This window comes from Marinobacter sp. L-46 (assembly GCF_056859535.1).
Genome location: NZ_JBSXOP010000027.1, coordinates 21,174 through 35,242 on the forward strand (window position 1 = coordinate 21,174; position 14,069 = coordinate 35,242).

Annotated in this window: 13 protein-coding genes; 6 read left to right on the plus strand and 7 right to left on the minus strand. The window is 60.8% G+C overall.

Annotated features, from left to right (window positions below; all coding sequences use genetic code 11):
* Positions 1-136: 136 nt before the first annotated feature.
* The gene (gene ppx, locus AC13DJ_RS02325; RefSeq protein ID WP_474540586.1) at positions 137-1,618 is read left to right on the plus strand and encodes an exopolyphosphatase; all 1,482 of its coding nucleotides are present in this window, start codon (positions 137-139) and stop codon (positions 1,616-1,618) included.
* 9 nt (positions 1,619-1,627) lie between these two features.
* On the opposite strand, the gene AC13DJ_RS02330 is transcribed toward ppx, so the two are convergent.
* Positions 1,628-3,574, minus strand: a complete 1,947-nt coding sequence (locus AC13DJ_RS02330; RefSeq protein ID WP_482933085.1) for an ATP-binding cassette domain-containing protein — start codon at positions 3,572-3,574, stop codon at positions 1,628-1,630.
* 43 nt (positions 3,575-3,617) lie between these two features.
* Between AC13DJ_RS02330 and AC13DJ_RS02335 the strand changes: the two genes are divergently transcribed.
* The 3 genes from AC13DJ_RS02335 (at position 3,618) to bamJ (ending at position 5,367) form a co-directional block, all read left to right on the plus strand.
* Complete coding sequence (locus tag AC13DJ_RS02335) at positions 3,618-4,160, plus strand: TIGR02444 family protein (RefSeq protein ID WP_199456864.1); 543 nt, start codon at positions 3,618-3,620, stop codon at positions 4,158-4,160.
* Complete coding sequence (locus AC13DJ_RS02340; RefSeq protein ID WP_058339967.1) at positions 4,151-4,531, plus strand: hypothetical protein; 381 nt, start codon at positions 4,151-4,153, stop codon at positions 4,529-4,531. Before AC13DJ_RS02335 ends, AC13DJ_RS02340 begins: the two co-directional genes overlap by 10 nt.
* A gap of 122 nt (positions 4,532-4,653) precedes the next feature.
* Positions 4,654-5,367 (plus strand): BamJ family beta-barrel-assembly machinery protein, encoded by a 714-nt coding sequence (gene bamJ, locus AC13DJ_RS02345; RefSeq protein ID WP_232902751.1) that lies wholly within the window; start codon positions 4,654-4,656, stop codon positions 5,365-5,367.
* A gap of 81 nt (positions 5,368-5,448) precedes the next feature.
* On the opposite strand, the gene AC13DJ_RS02350 is transcribed toward bamJ, so the two are convergent.
* The 5 genes from AC13DJ_RS02350 to AC13DJ_RS02370 form a co-directional block, all read right to left on the minus strand.
* Entirely contained in the window at positions 5,449-5,928 is a 480-nt protein-coding gene (locus AC13DJ_RS02350; RefSeq protein ID WP_058339969.1) for an Rsd/AlgQ family anti-sigma factor, read from the minus strand.
* Positions 5,929-6,000: 72 nt separating this feature from the next.
* Complete coding sequence (locus AC13DJ_RS02355; RefSeq protein ID WP_199456867.1) at positions 6,001-6,507, minus strand: disulfide bond formation protein B; 507 nt, start codon at positions 6,505-6,507, stop codon at positions 6,001-6,003.
* Between the two features lie 113 nt (positions 6,508-6,620).
* Positions 6,621-6,839: a ribosome modulation factor gene (gene rmf / locus AC13DJ_RS02360; protein WP_482933086.1), complete on the minus strand. Its 219-nt coding sequence runs from the start codon at positions 6,837-6,839 to the stop codon at positions 6,621-6,623.
* Positions 6,840-6,931: 92 nt separating this feature from the next.
* On the minus strand, positions 6,932-8,491 hold the full coding sequence (gene gshA, locus AC13DJ_RS02365) for a glutamate--cysteine ligase (RefSeq protein WP_482933087.1): 1,560 nt from the start codon (positions 8,489-8,491) through the stop codon (positions 6,932-6,934).
* Positions 8,492-8,555: 64 nt separating this feature from the next.
* Positions 8,556-10,892, minus strand: coding sequence for a Tex family protein (locus AC13DJ_RS02370; RefSeq protein WP_482933088.1), 2,337 nt, complete (start codon positions 10,890-10,892; stop codon positions 8,556-8,558).
* Between the two features lie 139 nt (positions 10,893-11,031).
* On the opposite strand from AC13DJ_RS02370, the gene rep reads away from it, so the two are divergent.
* Positions 11,032-13,050 carry a DNA helicase Rep gene (gene rep, locus AC13DJ_RS02375; RefSeq protein WP_482933089.1) on the plus strand — a complete coding sequence of 673 codons (2,019 nt, stop codon included), beginning with the start codon at positions 11,032-11,034 and terminating at the stop codon, positions 13,048-13,050.
* Positions 13,051-13,098: 48 nt separating this feature from the next.
* Here rep and AC13DJ_RS02380 read toward each other — a convergent pair whose 3' ends face one another.
* Positions 13,099-13,521, minus strand: coding sequence for a c-type cytochrome (locus AC13DJ_RS02380; RefSeq protein WP_482933090.1), 423 nt, complete (start codon positions 13,519-13,521; stop codon positions 13,099-13,101).
* 206 nt (positions 13,522-13,727) lie between these two features.
* On the opposite strand from AC13DJ_RS02380, the gene AC13DJ_RS02385 reads away from it, so the two are divergent.
* Positions 13,728-14,069 carry a hypothetical protein gene (locus tag AC13DJ_RS02385; RefSeq protein ID WP_482933091.1) on the plus strand — a complete coding sequence of 114 codons (342 nt, stop codon included), beginning with the start codon at positions 13,728-13,730 and terminating at the stop codon, positions 14,067-14,069.

The window sequence follows — 14,069 nt, forward strand, 5'->3', positions numbered from 1 at the left end:
TGTCAGTAATGACCGCAGTCCGTTACTGACACACCCCTGTTTCTTCACTTATAGTACGACCAAGTTCACACCACACAGGATTCCTACCAACGTGACGGCCACCCCCAACGCCGAGAACGCAACACCCGCACCGGACATGCTGGCAGCCATTGACATGGGCTCCAACAGTTTTCACATGGTCGTGGCCCGCCTGGTGCACGGCGAGATCCGCACGGTGGAAAAAATGGGCGAGAAGGTTCAGCTCGGCGCTGGCCTGGACCAGTACAACCGCCTGACCGAGGCCGCCCAGCAACGGGCGCTGGAGTGCCTGAGCCGGTTTGCCCAGCGGCTTCAGGGCATGCCTGCGGCGGGGGTGCAGATTGTCGGCACCAACGCCTTGCGGGTGGCACGCAACGCCCACGAGTTTATTGCCCGGGCGGAGGACGTCCTGGGTTATCCGGTGGAAGTAATTGCCGGCAGGGAAGAAGCCCGCCTGATCTATCTGGGGGTATCCCACACCCTGGCGGACGATTCCGGTAAACGGCTGGTGATTGATATCGGCGGCGGCAGCACCGAGTTTATTATCGGCCAGCGCTTCGAGCCCCAGGAACTGGAAAGCCTGCACATGGGCTGCGTATCGTTCCGCAACCGCTATTTCCCGGACGGCAAGATCAGCCGCCGGCAAATGGACAAGGCCATCATCCACGCCGAGCAGGAACTGCAGAATATCCGCCAGCACTACCGGCAGGTGGGCTGGCAAAGTTCCGTGGGCTCTTCCGGCTCGATCAAGGCCATCGCCAATGTGCTGGCCGCCCTGAAGATCACCGATGGCACCATTACCCGCACCGCCATGGAAGAGCTGCGCAAGCGGCTGGTGGATATGGGCAAGGTGGAAAAACTGGCCGAACTGGGTGTCCGGCAGGATCGCCAGAGCATTTTCCCGGCCGGCTTTGCCATTCTGCTGGCCGCCTTCCGGTCACTGGACATCGACGCCATGACCTTCGCAGACGGCGCCCTGCGTGAAGGCCTGCTGTACGACATCGTCGGGCGTATCCAGCATGAAGATGTGCGGGAGCGGACCATTTCCGCACTGCAGGAACGTTACCATGTCGACCAGGCCCACGGTGCCGCCGTTGAGCAGACCGCCATGGCCGCCTGGGAGCAGGTAGCCGACCAGTGGGGCCTGCGCACCGATGCCGACGAAGATGTACTGCGTTGGGCCTGCCGGCTGCACGAAATCGGCCTGACCATTTCCCACAGCCAGTACCACAAACACGGCGCCTACCTGCTGCGCTACTCTGACCTACCGGGCTTTACCCAGCAGTTCCAGAAAGACCTGGCCACCCTGGTGCGCGGCCACCGGCGTAAATTTTCAGCGGCGGTATTTGAAGGCATCGAGCCGGAAGACAAGCCCCGGCTGCATTACCTGTGTGTGCTGGTCCGGCTTGCGGTGCTGATCCAGCATCCCCGCAACCTGGAACAACCGCCGGAATTTTCCCTGCACGGCCACGAGAACAAGCTGGTGGTGGAACTGCCCCAGGGCTGGCTGGACAACCGGCCGCTGACCCTGGCCGACCTGAAAAACGAGCGGGATTACCTGGCCCGGCAGGATTTCGTCCTTGAGATCAGCGCCCGCTGAGGCCGGCACTCAGCCGGCCAGTTCCGCCTCCAGGTTTTCCACGGTTTCACTGACCTCCAGCCACTCGGCTTCCACATCGTCCAGTTCCCGCTTCAGGCCGGTCTGCTGTGCCAGCAGCTCCTTCAGCTTCACCTTGGCGCTGTCGTCGTAGATGGCCGGATCGGACAACTGCTGTTCGACCCCGGCCAGCTCCTGCTGAAGCTGCTCCATCCGGGCTTCCAGGTTTCCCTGCTTCTTGCGCCAGGGGCTCAGTTTCTGGCGCAGCTCAGCTTCCTGACGCTTGCGGGCCTTGCGCTCATCGGCGGTCAGGGCGGTGGCCCCGGCGGCAACCTTGTTGTCGGTCGCCTGTTCGATTACCTCACGTTTCGGAGGCTCGTCGTCATCCTTGCGGCGCTCCGCCAGCCAACGCTCGTAGTCTTCCAGGTCGCCGTCGTATTCCTGCACCGCGCCGTCTGACACCAGCCAGAACTGGTCAACGGTGTTGCGCAGCAGATGCCGGTCGTGGGACACCACCACAATGGCACCGTCGAAGTTCTGCAGGGCCATGGTCAGGGCCTGGCGCATTTCCAGGTCCAGGTGGTTGGTGGGCTCATCCAGCAGCAACAGGTTGGGTTTCTGCCAGGCAATGATCGCCAGCGCCACCCGGGCCTTCTCGCCACCGGAGAAAGATCGGATCGGGCTCAGGGCCTCGTCACCATGGAAATCAAAGCCGCCCAGGAAATTTCTTACCTGCTGCTCGGAGGCCCTTGGGGCCAGACGCTGCAGGTGCAGGAACGGGCTGGCGTCCAGGTCCAGCGATTCCAGCTGGTGCTGGGCGAAGTAACCGATGGCCAGGTGTTCGCCACAGGTTCGCTCACCGGCAAGCAGCGTACCAGTGCCACGCAGTGCATCCATAAAGGTGGACTTGCCGGCGCCGTTCGGGCCCAGCAGGCCGATCCGGGACCCCGGCAACAGGGTGACGTTAATGTTCCGCAGAATGGCGGTATCGCCATGGCCCGCTACGCCGTATCGAATCGACAGCAAGGGGTTCGATACCTTGTCGGCCATGGGGAATTCGAAGCTGAACGGCGAATCTACATGAGCCGGGGCAATCCGCTCCATGCGCTCCAGTGCCTTGACCCGGCTCTGGGCCTGCTTGGCCTTGGTGGCCTTAGCCTTGAACCGGTCAATAAAGCGCTGGATTTCGGCAATCCGGGCCTGCTGGCGCTCGAAGCCCGCCTGCTGCTGGGCCAGCCGCTCGCTGCGCTGAACCTCAAAGGCGGAATAGTTGCCGGTGTAGAGCACCAGTTTTTTCTGGTCGAAATGCACCAGGTGGGTGGCCACCCGATCCATGAAATCCCGGTCGTGGGAGATAAACAGCAGGGTGCCGGAGTAGCGGCGCAGCCAGTTCTCCAGCCACAGGCAGGCGTCCAGGTCCAGGTGGTTGGTGGGCTCATCCAGCAGCAACAGGTCTGACGGGCGCATCAGCGCCTGGGCCAGGTTCAGCCGGATGCGCCAGCCCCCGGAAAACGCCGATACCGGCCGCTCCGCATCGCTGTCGGCAAAGCCCAGGCCCCGCAACAGGGCTTCTGCCCTCCGTGGAGCAGACCAGGCTTCGTGCAGGTCCAGCTCGCCGTGAGCGTGGGCGATGGCGTGGTCATCGCCCCGGGCTTCTGCCTCGGCCAGTTCCCGTTCCAGCCGGCGCAGTTCGAAATCACCATCCAGGATAAAATCCCGGGCCGAGCGTGCCGAGGCTTCGACTTCCTGCGCCATATGGGCAATCCGGCAACCGCCGGGCAAGGATACGCCACCCTGCTCCGCCGTCAGCTGCCCCAGTAACAGCTTGAATAAGCTGGATTTACCAGCGCCGTTGGCGCCCACAATGGCCACCCGCTGGCCGGGTTGAACTGTCAGGTTGACGTTTTCTAGCAACCAGACGCCGCCTCGTTGTAAACTGAGATCGGTTATCGTTAACATAGATTTACTTTATCCATGGAATTCTGCCGGAACGCGCCCTGCCATGACCGCTTGCCAGCCTGAACCGCTGAATCTGCCGGTAACAATGGAACCGGATAACCCACTCTGGCGTTATGCACTGGCCTGTTGGCGAAACCCCGGGCTGGCCCAGGGCTGCCTGGAGCTTCAGAAGCAGGGCTGGAGTGTTACCCGAATTTTATGCGCCGCGTGGCTGGGCGTGAACGGGCGCGTGTTCACCGGTATCGAGGACGCTAAGGTAACAGAGTGGCGCGACCGTGTAACCGGTAGCATCCGGTCGGCGCGAAAATCCATTCCCCGGCACCATGAAGACTGCCGGCAACTGCGGGAAGCCCTGGCCAGCGCGGAATTACAGGCGGAACAAACAGAACTGGCCCTGGCCTGGCAATCCATCATGACCTTGAATCCGGAGACCGGCACCATGCAAGACACCACCGCTGCCATCCTGCGAAACCTGGATGTTGCAGCCCCGGCCCGGACACCGGAGCCCGATCAGATGAATCAATTACACACACTGGCTGCACAGCTGGCCGATACTGCCCGGGGAGACAGCCAGCCATGTTCATGAAATGGCTGATTCGCCTGGCCTTTCCGGCACTGGGCCTGCTGTTGCTGCTGATGTTTTTCGGCCTGGGCGACCCGGAGACGGTATCCAAACCCACGGCAGAGAAAAAACCTGAAGAGGTGCCCCGCTTCGAGGGCCTGCTGCCCTCGCCCATTCCGGTAGAGGGCCCCGACATTGTATTCAAGTGGCAGGATACCGAAGGCAACTGGCACTACGCCGACCAGCCTCCGGAGCAGGGCTCCTGGAACGCCCTGGCCATCGACCGGCCGAGCCAGACACCCCAGGCCACAGGCGCCGATTCCGCCAACGACTGGCAGGCACCCTACCGCGCACCGTTCAGCCTCAACGGCTCCACCGGCAGCAACGGTTCCTGACCTCCCCGGACAACTCCCTTACCACATGTTCAGTGGCATACTGGCGACGAACCCGTTACCTTGTCTTTCTTAACAAATCCAATAGGGCCCGGCGCCCTGATACACGTGTAAAGGACGGAAATATGAAGAAAACCCTGTTAGCTGTTGCCATGACCGGCCTGGTTGCCGGTTGCTCCAATTCCCAGGAACCGGCCAAGGACCCTGCCCTGGAGTCCACTCCGGAAAAGGTCAGCTACGGCATGGGCCTGGTACTGGGCGAGCGCATGGGCAACGACCTGCCAGACCTGCAGATGGAGCAGTTTCTTCAGGGCATCCAGCACGGCCACGCCGGCGATGAAGACGCCAAGCGCCTGAGCCGCGAGGAAATCCAGGAAGCTCTGATGGCGTATCAGCAGGATATGCAGGCCCAGCAGGAGCAGCAGGTCGAGGAACTGGCCCAGAAGAACCAGGCAGCCGGTGAGGCGTTCCTGGCTGAAAACAGCGAGCGTGACGGCGTAGAGACCACCGAGTCCGGCCTGCAGTACGAAGTCATTGAAGAAGGCAATGGCACTCAGCCGACCGCCGAAGACCAGGTGCAGGTGCATTACACCGGCGAGCTGATCAATGGTGAGGTTTTCGACAGCTCCCGTGAGCGCGGCCAGCCTGTCACCTTCGGCCTGAACCAGGTTATTCCGGGCTGGACCGAAGGCCTGCAGCTGATGAGCGAAGGCGCCCGTTACAAGCTGTACATCCCGTCAGACCTGGCCTACGGCCCGGGCGGCAACCAGGCGATCGGCCCCAACGAAGTGCTGGTGTTTGATGTGGAACTGCTGGCAGTGAATCCGGGCGAAGAATAAACAAAGGCCCTGAACAGCAAAAAACCGGCCTGATTGCCCAGGCCGGTTTTTTTAATGATTCGGTTGTTGACCCTGCCCGGATCAGGCGGATGCCATTTTGCCGGCGTGGGCGTTGTGCAGGTGTTCGATCAGGAAATCTTCCAGCTCGAACCGGCTCTCAAGTACTTCGCCAAGCTTCGAGACTTCTTCAAACAGGAAGCTCACATCCTGTTCGGTCAGGATGCGGCCATCCACGTTGTCATTGAAGTTCAGCGCCACTTCCGTGGTTTCCTGGATGCGGGGATACACCTTGGCCGCCAGTTCTTCGCCACCGTCGTTGAATTCCCGGGCTTCGCGGATCAGCTGCTCGTAGATTTCAAAATGGCCGGTCGATACATAGTCCACCAGCACTTCGCACAGGCGAATAAACTTTTCCCGGAGCATGTCGGTTTGCGAGTAATCCGTCAGCGCTGACAGCTCACAGTAATGAACCAGCAGTTCCTGGCGCTCTTTCAGCCAACGGTCGATCAGCTCGCTGACGCCACCCCAACGCTCCCTGGCATTCCGGCAATTCTCCAACATGACGCCTGTCTCCCCTCAGTCTTTACGTCAGGCAACCAAGTTACCCCATGGCTGCAGCCTGCCGCAACTGTTTCAGCTATTCACCCAGTTTTTGGGTTGGTAGCTCCGGAACATGACAAACAAGCCAACCAGAATGACCAGACTGAAGAACACAGCGGTCCAGCCCGGAATACTCAGACCCAGAAAACGCCAGACCACGGCTGCACAGTCTCCGGTGCCTTTGAGGGCGGTCTGCAGCACTTCAAACCAGGGCAGGACTTCGAGCATGTAATCCACTGAGGGGCCGCAGGCTGGCACCTGGTCTTCCGGCAGGCTTTGCAGCCATAACTGCCGTCCGGCTACGCCAAGCCCGGCACCGGCACTGAGCACCATCAGGAAGCCGTAAACCCGGTTACCGAAACCTTTGGGACCATGCAGGAATGCCAGCAAGCTGACCAGCCCGGCACCCATAAAGCCGAAGCGCTGCAACCAGCACAAGGGACAAGGTTCAAGCCCCATCACGTGCTCCATGTAGAAGGCCACCGCAAGCAGCCCGGCGCACACCAGAAATACAAGACCGAAAATCCATCTGCTCGTCAAAACACTACCCCGCATCACAGTTAGGGACTGCACGAAAACTCAGTGAGCAATCCTACCCCATGACGCGGGCAGAGCATAAGCGGTTAAAGCAAAAGGGGAAGAAAAATCGGGGATCAGGCGATGCGGGCAAACAGATCGTCGTCGCCCTGCTGGCCACCGGTCTGCACGGCTTCACCGGCGTCGTCCCAGCCGGCCTCCCAGGCCGCAATCACAACATCACCGCGATAGGGGCAGCGGGTTTTGTCCATACCCATGGAACCGGCCATGTGACCCTGCCGATACGCCTTGTTCAAGGCTTCCACGTCCCATCCGAGTTTGATGTCTCTTGCCACGGTACAGCCTCCCTTACCTGATGTTAATAAACGTAACAACAGGTAAGGGAGGCGGCAAGCGGCAAAAGCACTTTCTGTGAGTCAGGTCGCTTTCAGGCTTTCAGATAGTCTTCCAGGAATTCGGAGAACGGCTGGGTATCGGCCGCTTCCATCGCCTGCTGCTCCGCCAGCGATTCCCGGGTCATGGCCTGGTAGGCCGACAGCACATCCGGCGCCAGAGTCTCATTACGGAGGGTTTGCTGATGCTGGCGGGACATTTCCAGGGTCCAGTCCCGGTGGCCAAGGCCGGACGCACTCATAGCATCGAGCACCCGGGCAGAAGGTACCGCCCAGTCTGAGCCCTGCAACTTGTCGCGCTGTGCAGCCAGGGCGTTGCGGTAGGTCTCACCCTGCTCCCAGCCGTCCAGTTGTTCCGCCAGCGGCTGCAGCCGGTCCAGCAGTTCCCGGGCGGCGTTGCCGACAGGCACCCGTTCGCCGTTTGCCCGGCACAGGGCCAGTTCCTGCCAGCGGCCGGAAGCCACGACATCCTTGTAGTTGTCATCCAGCCGCTCGCATTCTTCGTCGCCAATACGCGGCGAGTCGGTCAGCAGGCAATCGAGCAGGAACAGGTCCAGGAAATCAACCTGCGCCTGGTTCACGCCGACCGGCGAGAAAGGATCGAGGTCCAGGCAACGCACTTCGATGTACTCCACGCCCCGGGCATCCAGCGCCTGTATCGGCTTTTCGCCCCGTTCGGTGGTGCGTTTCGGGCGCACCGCGCTGTAATACTCGTTCTCAATCTGCAGCACGCTGGTGTTGATCTGGATGAACTCGCCATCGCGCTGGGTGCCGATGGCCTCATAGGCCGGCCAGTTGGTGTGGATGGCGCGGTCCAGGGTGCGGGTGTAGGTGGCCAGTTCGTTGAAACAGATATTCAGGGAGGCCTGGGCATTGTTGTGGTAGCCCAGATCGCCCATGCGCAGGGAGGTCGCATACTGGCCGTGCCAGGTGCGGTCGTCGAAGCGGCTGAGATCGTGCTTCATGTTGGCAACGAAGCTGGAATCCAGCGCCGGAGACGCCCCGAACAGCAACATCAGCAGCCAGCTGCGGCGGCGGAAGTTGCGGATCAGCCAGAAGTACTGGTCGGATTTGAAATCCTGCAGGGAATCGCTGTTGCCCGTGACTTCCTGCCACTTCTGCCAGAAGCTGTCGGGCAGCGACAGGTTGTAGTGGGCACCGGCAATGCTCTGCATCACCCGGCCATAGCGCACCGCCAGCCCCTGACGATAAACATGCTTGAGCTGGCCGACGTTGGAACGGCCATACTCGGCGATGGGAATGCTCTGGTCGCCATCGATTTCGCAGGGCATGCTGGCGGCCCAGAACACTTCGTCACCCAGGTTCTGCTGCACATAACGGTGAGTGTCCCGCAGGGATTCCAGCATGGCACCGGTGCTGTTGAACACCGGGGTAATCAGCTCCAGCAGGGCTTCGGAGTAGTCGGTGGTAATCCGCCCGTGGGTCAGGGCAGAGCCCAGAGCCTCCGGATGGGGCGTCTGGGCGATGAAGCCGTTGGCATCCACCCTCAGACCTTCTTTCTCGACACCTTTCAGAAAACCGCTCCAGTCACTGGCGGCAAACTGCTGAAGCAGGGAGTGGCGGGAATCTGCCATGATTGGCTCCTGTTGAAGCGGCTACCCTTTTATGGGATAGCCGCCATTGATTCAAGGAAGTGGTTTAACGGCCGCCTTTACGGGCAGAGGCCAGTGCCTGTGCCAGCGCGCCAGCCATGGCACCCTGCGCGGGCTGGGAACCCTGGCTGCCACGGGGCTTGCGGTCGTTACCGCGGCCACCACTGCGATCGGCGCCACGGGCCGGCTTGGACGACGCCTCGGCACCGGGCTGGTCATCCATACGCATGGACAGGGCAATCCGTTTACGGGGAATGTCCACTTCCATCACTTTAACCTTAACGATATCACCCGCCTTCACCACTTCGCGCGGATCTTTGACGAAAGTATGGGACAGGGCGGAGATATGTACCAGACCGTCCTGGTGTACGCCGATATCGACAAAGGCACCAAAGTTGGTCACGTTGGTGACGGAGCCTTCCAGCACCATGCCCGGCTTCAGGTCGTTCAGGGTTTCCACCCCTTCCTCGAAGTGGGCGAAACGGAATTCCGGACGCGGGTCCCGGCCCGGCTTTTCCAGCTCGGAGATGATATCTTTCACTGTGGGCAGGCCGAACTGCTCGGTCACGTAATCCTGCGGGTTGAGGCTGCGCAGGAACGCAGAGTCGCCAATAATGTCGTCCACTTTCTTGCCGTTGCGCTGGGCAATGGCTTCCACCACGCCATAGGCTTCCGGGTGCACAGACGAGCGGTCCAGCGGGTTATCGCCACCGGCAATGCGCAGGAAGCCGGCAGCCTGTTCGAAGGTGCGCTCACCCAGCCGGGAGACTTTCATCAGCTGCTTGCGGCTGACGAACTTGCCGTTCTGGTTGCGGAAATCGACGATGTTCTGGGCGATACTCTGGTTCAGGCCGGACACCCGGGTGAGCAACGGTACAGACGCGGTGTTCAGGTCTACCCCTACCCCGTTTACACAGTCTTCCACCACGGCATCCAGGCTGCGGGATAACTGGACCTGGGACACATCGTGCTGGTACTGGCCGACACCGATGGACTTGGGCTCAATTTTCACCAGCTCTGCCAGAGGGTCCTGCAAACGGCGGGCGATGGAGACAGCACCCCGGATAGTCACATCCAGGTCCGGTAACTCCTTTGAGGCAAATTCGGAGGCCGAGTAAATCGACGCCCCGGATTCATTCACCACAATGCGGGCCAGCTTCAGTTCCGGATAACGCTTGCACAGGTCGCCCACCAGCTTCTCGGTTTCCCGGGACGCGGTGCCGTTACCGATGGCTACCAGCTCAATCCTGTACTTCTGGCACCAGGCCGCCAGCTGCACGATGGAGGGCTCCCACTGATTTTTGGGCGCATGGGGGTAAATCGCGCCGTGGTCGACCACCTGGCCGGTGCCGTCAATCACCGCCACCTTCACACCGGTACGCAGGCCGGGGTCCAGGCCCAGGGTCGCGCGCGGGCCGGCGGGAGCCAGCAACAGCAGGTCTTTCAGATTGGCGGCAAACACGTTGATGGCTTCGGCTTCAGCGGCTTCGCGTACCTGGGACATCAGGTCAGTTTCAATCTGGGTAGAGAGCTTCACCCGCCAGGTCCAGCGCACCACCTCGCTCAGCCATTTGTCGGCAGCACGGCCGTTGTCGCGAATGCGCCAGTGGGCCGCAATGCGCTGCTCCGCCGGATGGGGCTGGCGGCGGTCGTCTTCGGCATCACCCATCACAAGGCTGTAGGCCAGGATACCTTCATTGCGGCCACGTAGAATAGCCAGGGCCCGGTGCGAGGGAACCTTCTTCAACGGCTCGATGTGGTCGAAGTAATCGCGGAATTTCGCGCCTTCGTTTTCCTTGCCTTCCACCACGCTGACTTTCAGCTGGCCTTCCTGCCACACGAAATCCCGCAGCGCGCCCAGCAGCTCGGCATCTTCGGCAAAGCGCTCCATCAGGATGTAGCGGGCGCCATCAAGCGCGGCCTTGGTGTCGTCAATGCCGGCTTCGGCATTCAGGTAACCGGCTGCGGTGGTTTCCGGGTCCAGGGTGGGGTCATCAAACAAGGCATCAGCCAGCGGCTCCAGCCCCGCCTCCTTGGCAATCTGGGCCTTGGTGCGGCGCTTGGGCTTGTAGGGCAGGTACAGGTCTTCCAGGCGGTTCTTGGTGTCTGCCGCTTCGATGGCCGTGCGCAGCTCGTCGGTCAGCTTGCCCTGCTCCTCGATGCTGTTGAGGATAGTGCCCCGGCGGTCTTCCAGCTCCCGCAGGTAACGCAGCCGCTCTTCCAAGGTACGCAGCTGGCTGTCGTCCAGGGAGCCGGTGATTTCTTTCCGGTAACGGGCAATAAACGGAACGGTGGCACCTTCATCCAGCAGGGCGACGGTGGCGTTTACCTGCTGCTCACGTACGCCGAGTTCATCAGCAATGCGCCGGGAGATACTGTTCATGCGACCTCTGTTATCTTGCTTACAAAATTAATGGGCAAAGGTACAGCGGCTTGGTGTTGCAGGCAAGCTGGATGCGGCGTGGTGGTGTAGAATAGCCGGACGCAACACTCACCCCGGTTTATTCTCTGGCGTCTTTATCGTGAACAAGCTCAACCCCAGACAGCGCGAAGCGGTTCGCTACGCCGACGGCCCCCTGCTGGTGCTGGCGGGCGCCGGCAGTGGCAAGACCAGCGTGATCACCCGCAAGATCGCCTATCTGATTGAAGAACTGGGCATCCCGGGCCGGCACATTGCCGCCGTCACCTTTACCAACAAGGCCGCCCGGGAGATGAAAGAGCGGGTCGGGCGCATTGTTGACCGGGGCAAGACCCGGGGGCTGATTGTCTCCACTTTCCACAACCTGGGCCTGAACATGATCCGGGAGGAACATGCCCACCTGGGTTATCACCCCGGCTTTTCCATCTTCGATGCCGAAGATGCCAAGGCCCTGCTGCAAGACCTGATGCTGCGCGAAGCCAGCGCCGAAGCCGGTGACGAGCTGAACGACGTGCAGATGACCATCTCGTCCTGGAAGAATGCCATGCGCAGCCCCTCCGAGGCCTACAGCAAGGCGGCAGACGAGCGTGAGCAGCGCATTGCCATCGTCTACAGGCACTACAACGAATACCTGAAAGCCTACAACGCGGTAGATTTTGACGACCTGATCCTGCTGCCGGTGCAGCTGTTCCGGGACAACCCGGACGTGCTGGCCAAGTGGCGCAGGAAAATCCGCTACATGCTGGTGGATGAGTACCAGGACACCAACGTGTGCCAGTACGAGCTGGTGAAACAGCTGGTGGCCGAGCGGGCCGCGTTTACGGTGGTGGGCGATGATGACCAGTCCATCTACGCCTGGCGAGGCGCCCGGCCGGAAAACCTGGCCCAGCTGAAGGAAGACTTCCCGAGCCTGAAAATCGTCAAGCTGGAGCAAAACTACCGCTCCACCAGCCGGATCCTGCGCTGCGCCAACACGGTGATTGCCAACAACCCCCACGTGTTCGAGAAAGCCCTCTGGAGTGACCACACCGTGGGTGACGAAATCCGCATCATTCGTTGCCGCAACGAAGACGCCGAAACCGAGCGGGTGGCTACCGAGATTCTCGACCAGAAGCTGAAGAACGGCCTGGATTTCAAGGATTTCGCAGTGCTTTACCGGGGCAACCACCAGGCCCGGCTGCTGGAGATGAAGCTGCAGGCCTACCAGATTCCCTACCGCATCTCCGGCGGCCAGTCGTTCTTCTCCAAGAACGAGATCAAGGATGCGATGTCGTACCTGCGGCTGATGATTAACCCGGACGACGATGCCGCCTTCCTGCGGGTGGTGAACGTGCCGCGCCGGGAAATCGGCCCGCGCACTCTGGAGCAACTCAGCCACTATGCCCGCTCCCGCAACGTCAGCCTGTTCAAGGCGCTGGGTGATATGGGCGCGGAAACCCATGTCACCGAGAAAGGCCTGGACCGGCTGCGACGCTTCGCCCACTGGGTCGACAAAACCTGCGAGCGCCTGTTCTCGGAAGATCCAATCCCGGTCATCAAACAGTTGTTCACCGACATCGAATACGAAGAATGGCTGCACCAGCATTCCGGCAGTCCGAAGCAGGCCGAACGGCGGATGGAGAACATCTGGTACCTGGTGGAGTCGATCCAGCGCATGCTGGATGACGGCAAGGGCACGGCCGACGAGATCGGCATCGAGGATGCTATCGCCAAGCTGGTGCTGAGGGACATGATGGAGCAGCGGGAAGAGGAAGATGACAGCGACAAGGTTCAGTTGCTGACCCTGCATGCTTCGAAGGGCCTGGAATTTCCCCATGTGTTTATTATGGGCCTGGAGGAAGAGATCCTGCCGCACCGGAGCAGCATCGAGGAAGGCAATGTGGAGGAAGAACGGCGCCTGATGTATGTAGGCATCACCCGGGCCCGGGAAACCCTGGCGCTGACCTATGCCGCGTCACGCAAGCAATACGGGGAAAAACTGGAGACCATTCCCAGCCGGTTCCTGGATGAATTGCCGGAAGAGGACGTGAAATGGGAGGGGCTGGGCGAATCGGACCAGCAGGCCAACCAGAAAAAGGGCAAGGCCACTCTCAGCGCCCTGATTGGCGACCTGGGCCTGTAAAACGACAAAACCCCGCACGGGGCGGGGTTTTGCGTAACAAGCCGGGTATTACTGGCTTGCTTCCACCATGTGTTCAACGGCGGCAACGATCTCTTCATCAGAACAGCTACCACAGGCACCTTTCGGCGGCATGGCGTTGAAGCCGTTGATGGCGTGATCGATCAACGTATCCATGCCCTGCTCGATGCGGGGCGCCCACTGGTCGGCGTTGCCGACAATCGGAGCACCGGCTGCACCGGTGGCGTGGCACGCAGTACAGGCTGCGTTATACACGTCGCTGCCGGAACGGGCAGCAGCACCGGCGCTGGCTTCCTGGGCAGGCGCAGCTGCGGCTTCGCCACACTCTTCACCCTGCAGGCACACTTCGCCGATCGGCTTGATGCGGTCGCGGATTTCGTCTTCAACACTTGCTACTGCGGCGCCGGCGGCCAGGCCAAAACCAAGCAGAACTACAGCCAGGACTCTCTTCATCTTCACAATGCACCTCGCATTTGAGCGTTATAATCTTTCGGTCGCCGCATTATAGCGACTGTGCCCCGGCAAAAAAACCAAATGGCAGAATCAGAAATTGATTTCAACCATTTTAGTGACAGTTTCGTAGGGTGTATCTGAACTGTTACCGTTTCCGGTTACCATAGCCATCCGACATTCCTCCACCAGGTACCTTGAGCCCGACCATGCCACAGACGCCCGCCCCACGCCCGGATAAACGACGCAAATCCCTGCTGATCCTGGAGTTCTCCAGCCTGGCTGTCCTGTTGGTGTCCATGGGCTGGTTCAGCAACCTGTCCAGCGCCGGCAACCCGGTGCATCCGGCCTGGCTGCTGGTTCCTGCGGTGGCCAGTCTGGGTGTTTTTCTCAGCTTTATCGGCCTGATGTACCTGCGCTGGGTAGCCTCGGTCAGCGATAACCGCCGCACCCGGCACCGGATTATTTTTGCACTTCTGACCTTAACCCTGCTGGGCGTCTGGGTGTATGGCATTGCCAACACCTGGCTCAGCCTGACCGCCAGCCAGTAA

Coding starts and splice junctions, on each gene's coding strand:
- AC13DJ_RS02335 (WP_199456864.1), top strand. CDS start 3,618: ATGACCGCTTGCCAGCCTGAACCGCTGAATCTGCCGGTAACAATGGAA.
- AC13DJ_RS02350 (WP_058339969.1), bottom strand. CDS start 5,928: ATGTTGGAGAATTGCCGGAATGCCAGGGAGCGTTGGGGTGGCGTCAGC.
- gshA (WP_482933087.1), bottom strand. CDS start 8,491: ATGGCAGATTCCCGCCACTCCCTGCTTCAGCAGTTTGCCGCCAGTGAC.
- AC13DJ_RS02380 (WP_482933090.1), bottom strand. CDS start 13,521: ATGAAGAGAGTCCTGGCTGTAGTTCTGCTTGGTTTTGGCCTGGCCGCC.
- AC13DJ_RS02370 (WP_482933088.1), bottom strand. CDS start 10,892: ATGAACAGTATCTCCCGGCGCATTGCTGATGAACTCGGCGTACGTGAG.
- AC13DJ_RS02330 (WP_482933085.1), bottom strand. CDS start 3,574: ATGTTAACGATAACCGATCTCAGTTTACAACGAGGCGGCGTCTGGTTG.
- bamJ (WP_232902751.1), top strand. CDS start 4,654: ATGAAGAAAACCCTGTTAGCTGTTGCCATGACCGGCCTGGTTGCCGGT.
- ppx (WP_474540586.1), top strand. CDS start 137: ATGCTGGCAGCCATTGACATGGGCTCCAACAGTTTTCACATGGTCGTG.
- AC13DJ_RS02385 (WP_482933091.1), top strand. CDS start 13,728: ATGCCACAGACGCCCGCCCCACGCCCGGATAAACGACGCAAATCCCTG.
- AC13DJ_RS02340 (WP_058339967.1), top strand. CDS start 4,151: ATGTTCATGAAATGGCTGATTCGCCTGGCCTTTCCGGCACTGGGCCTG.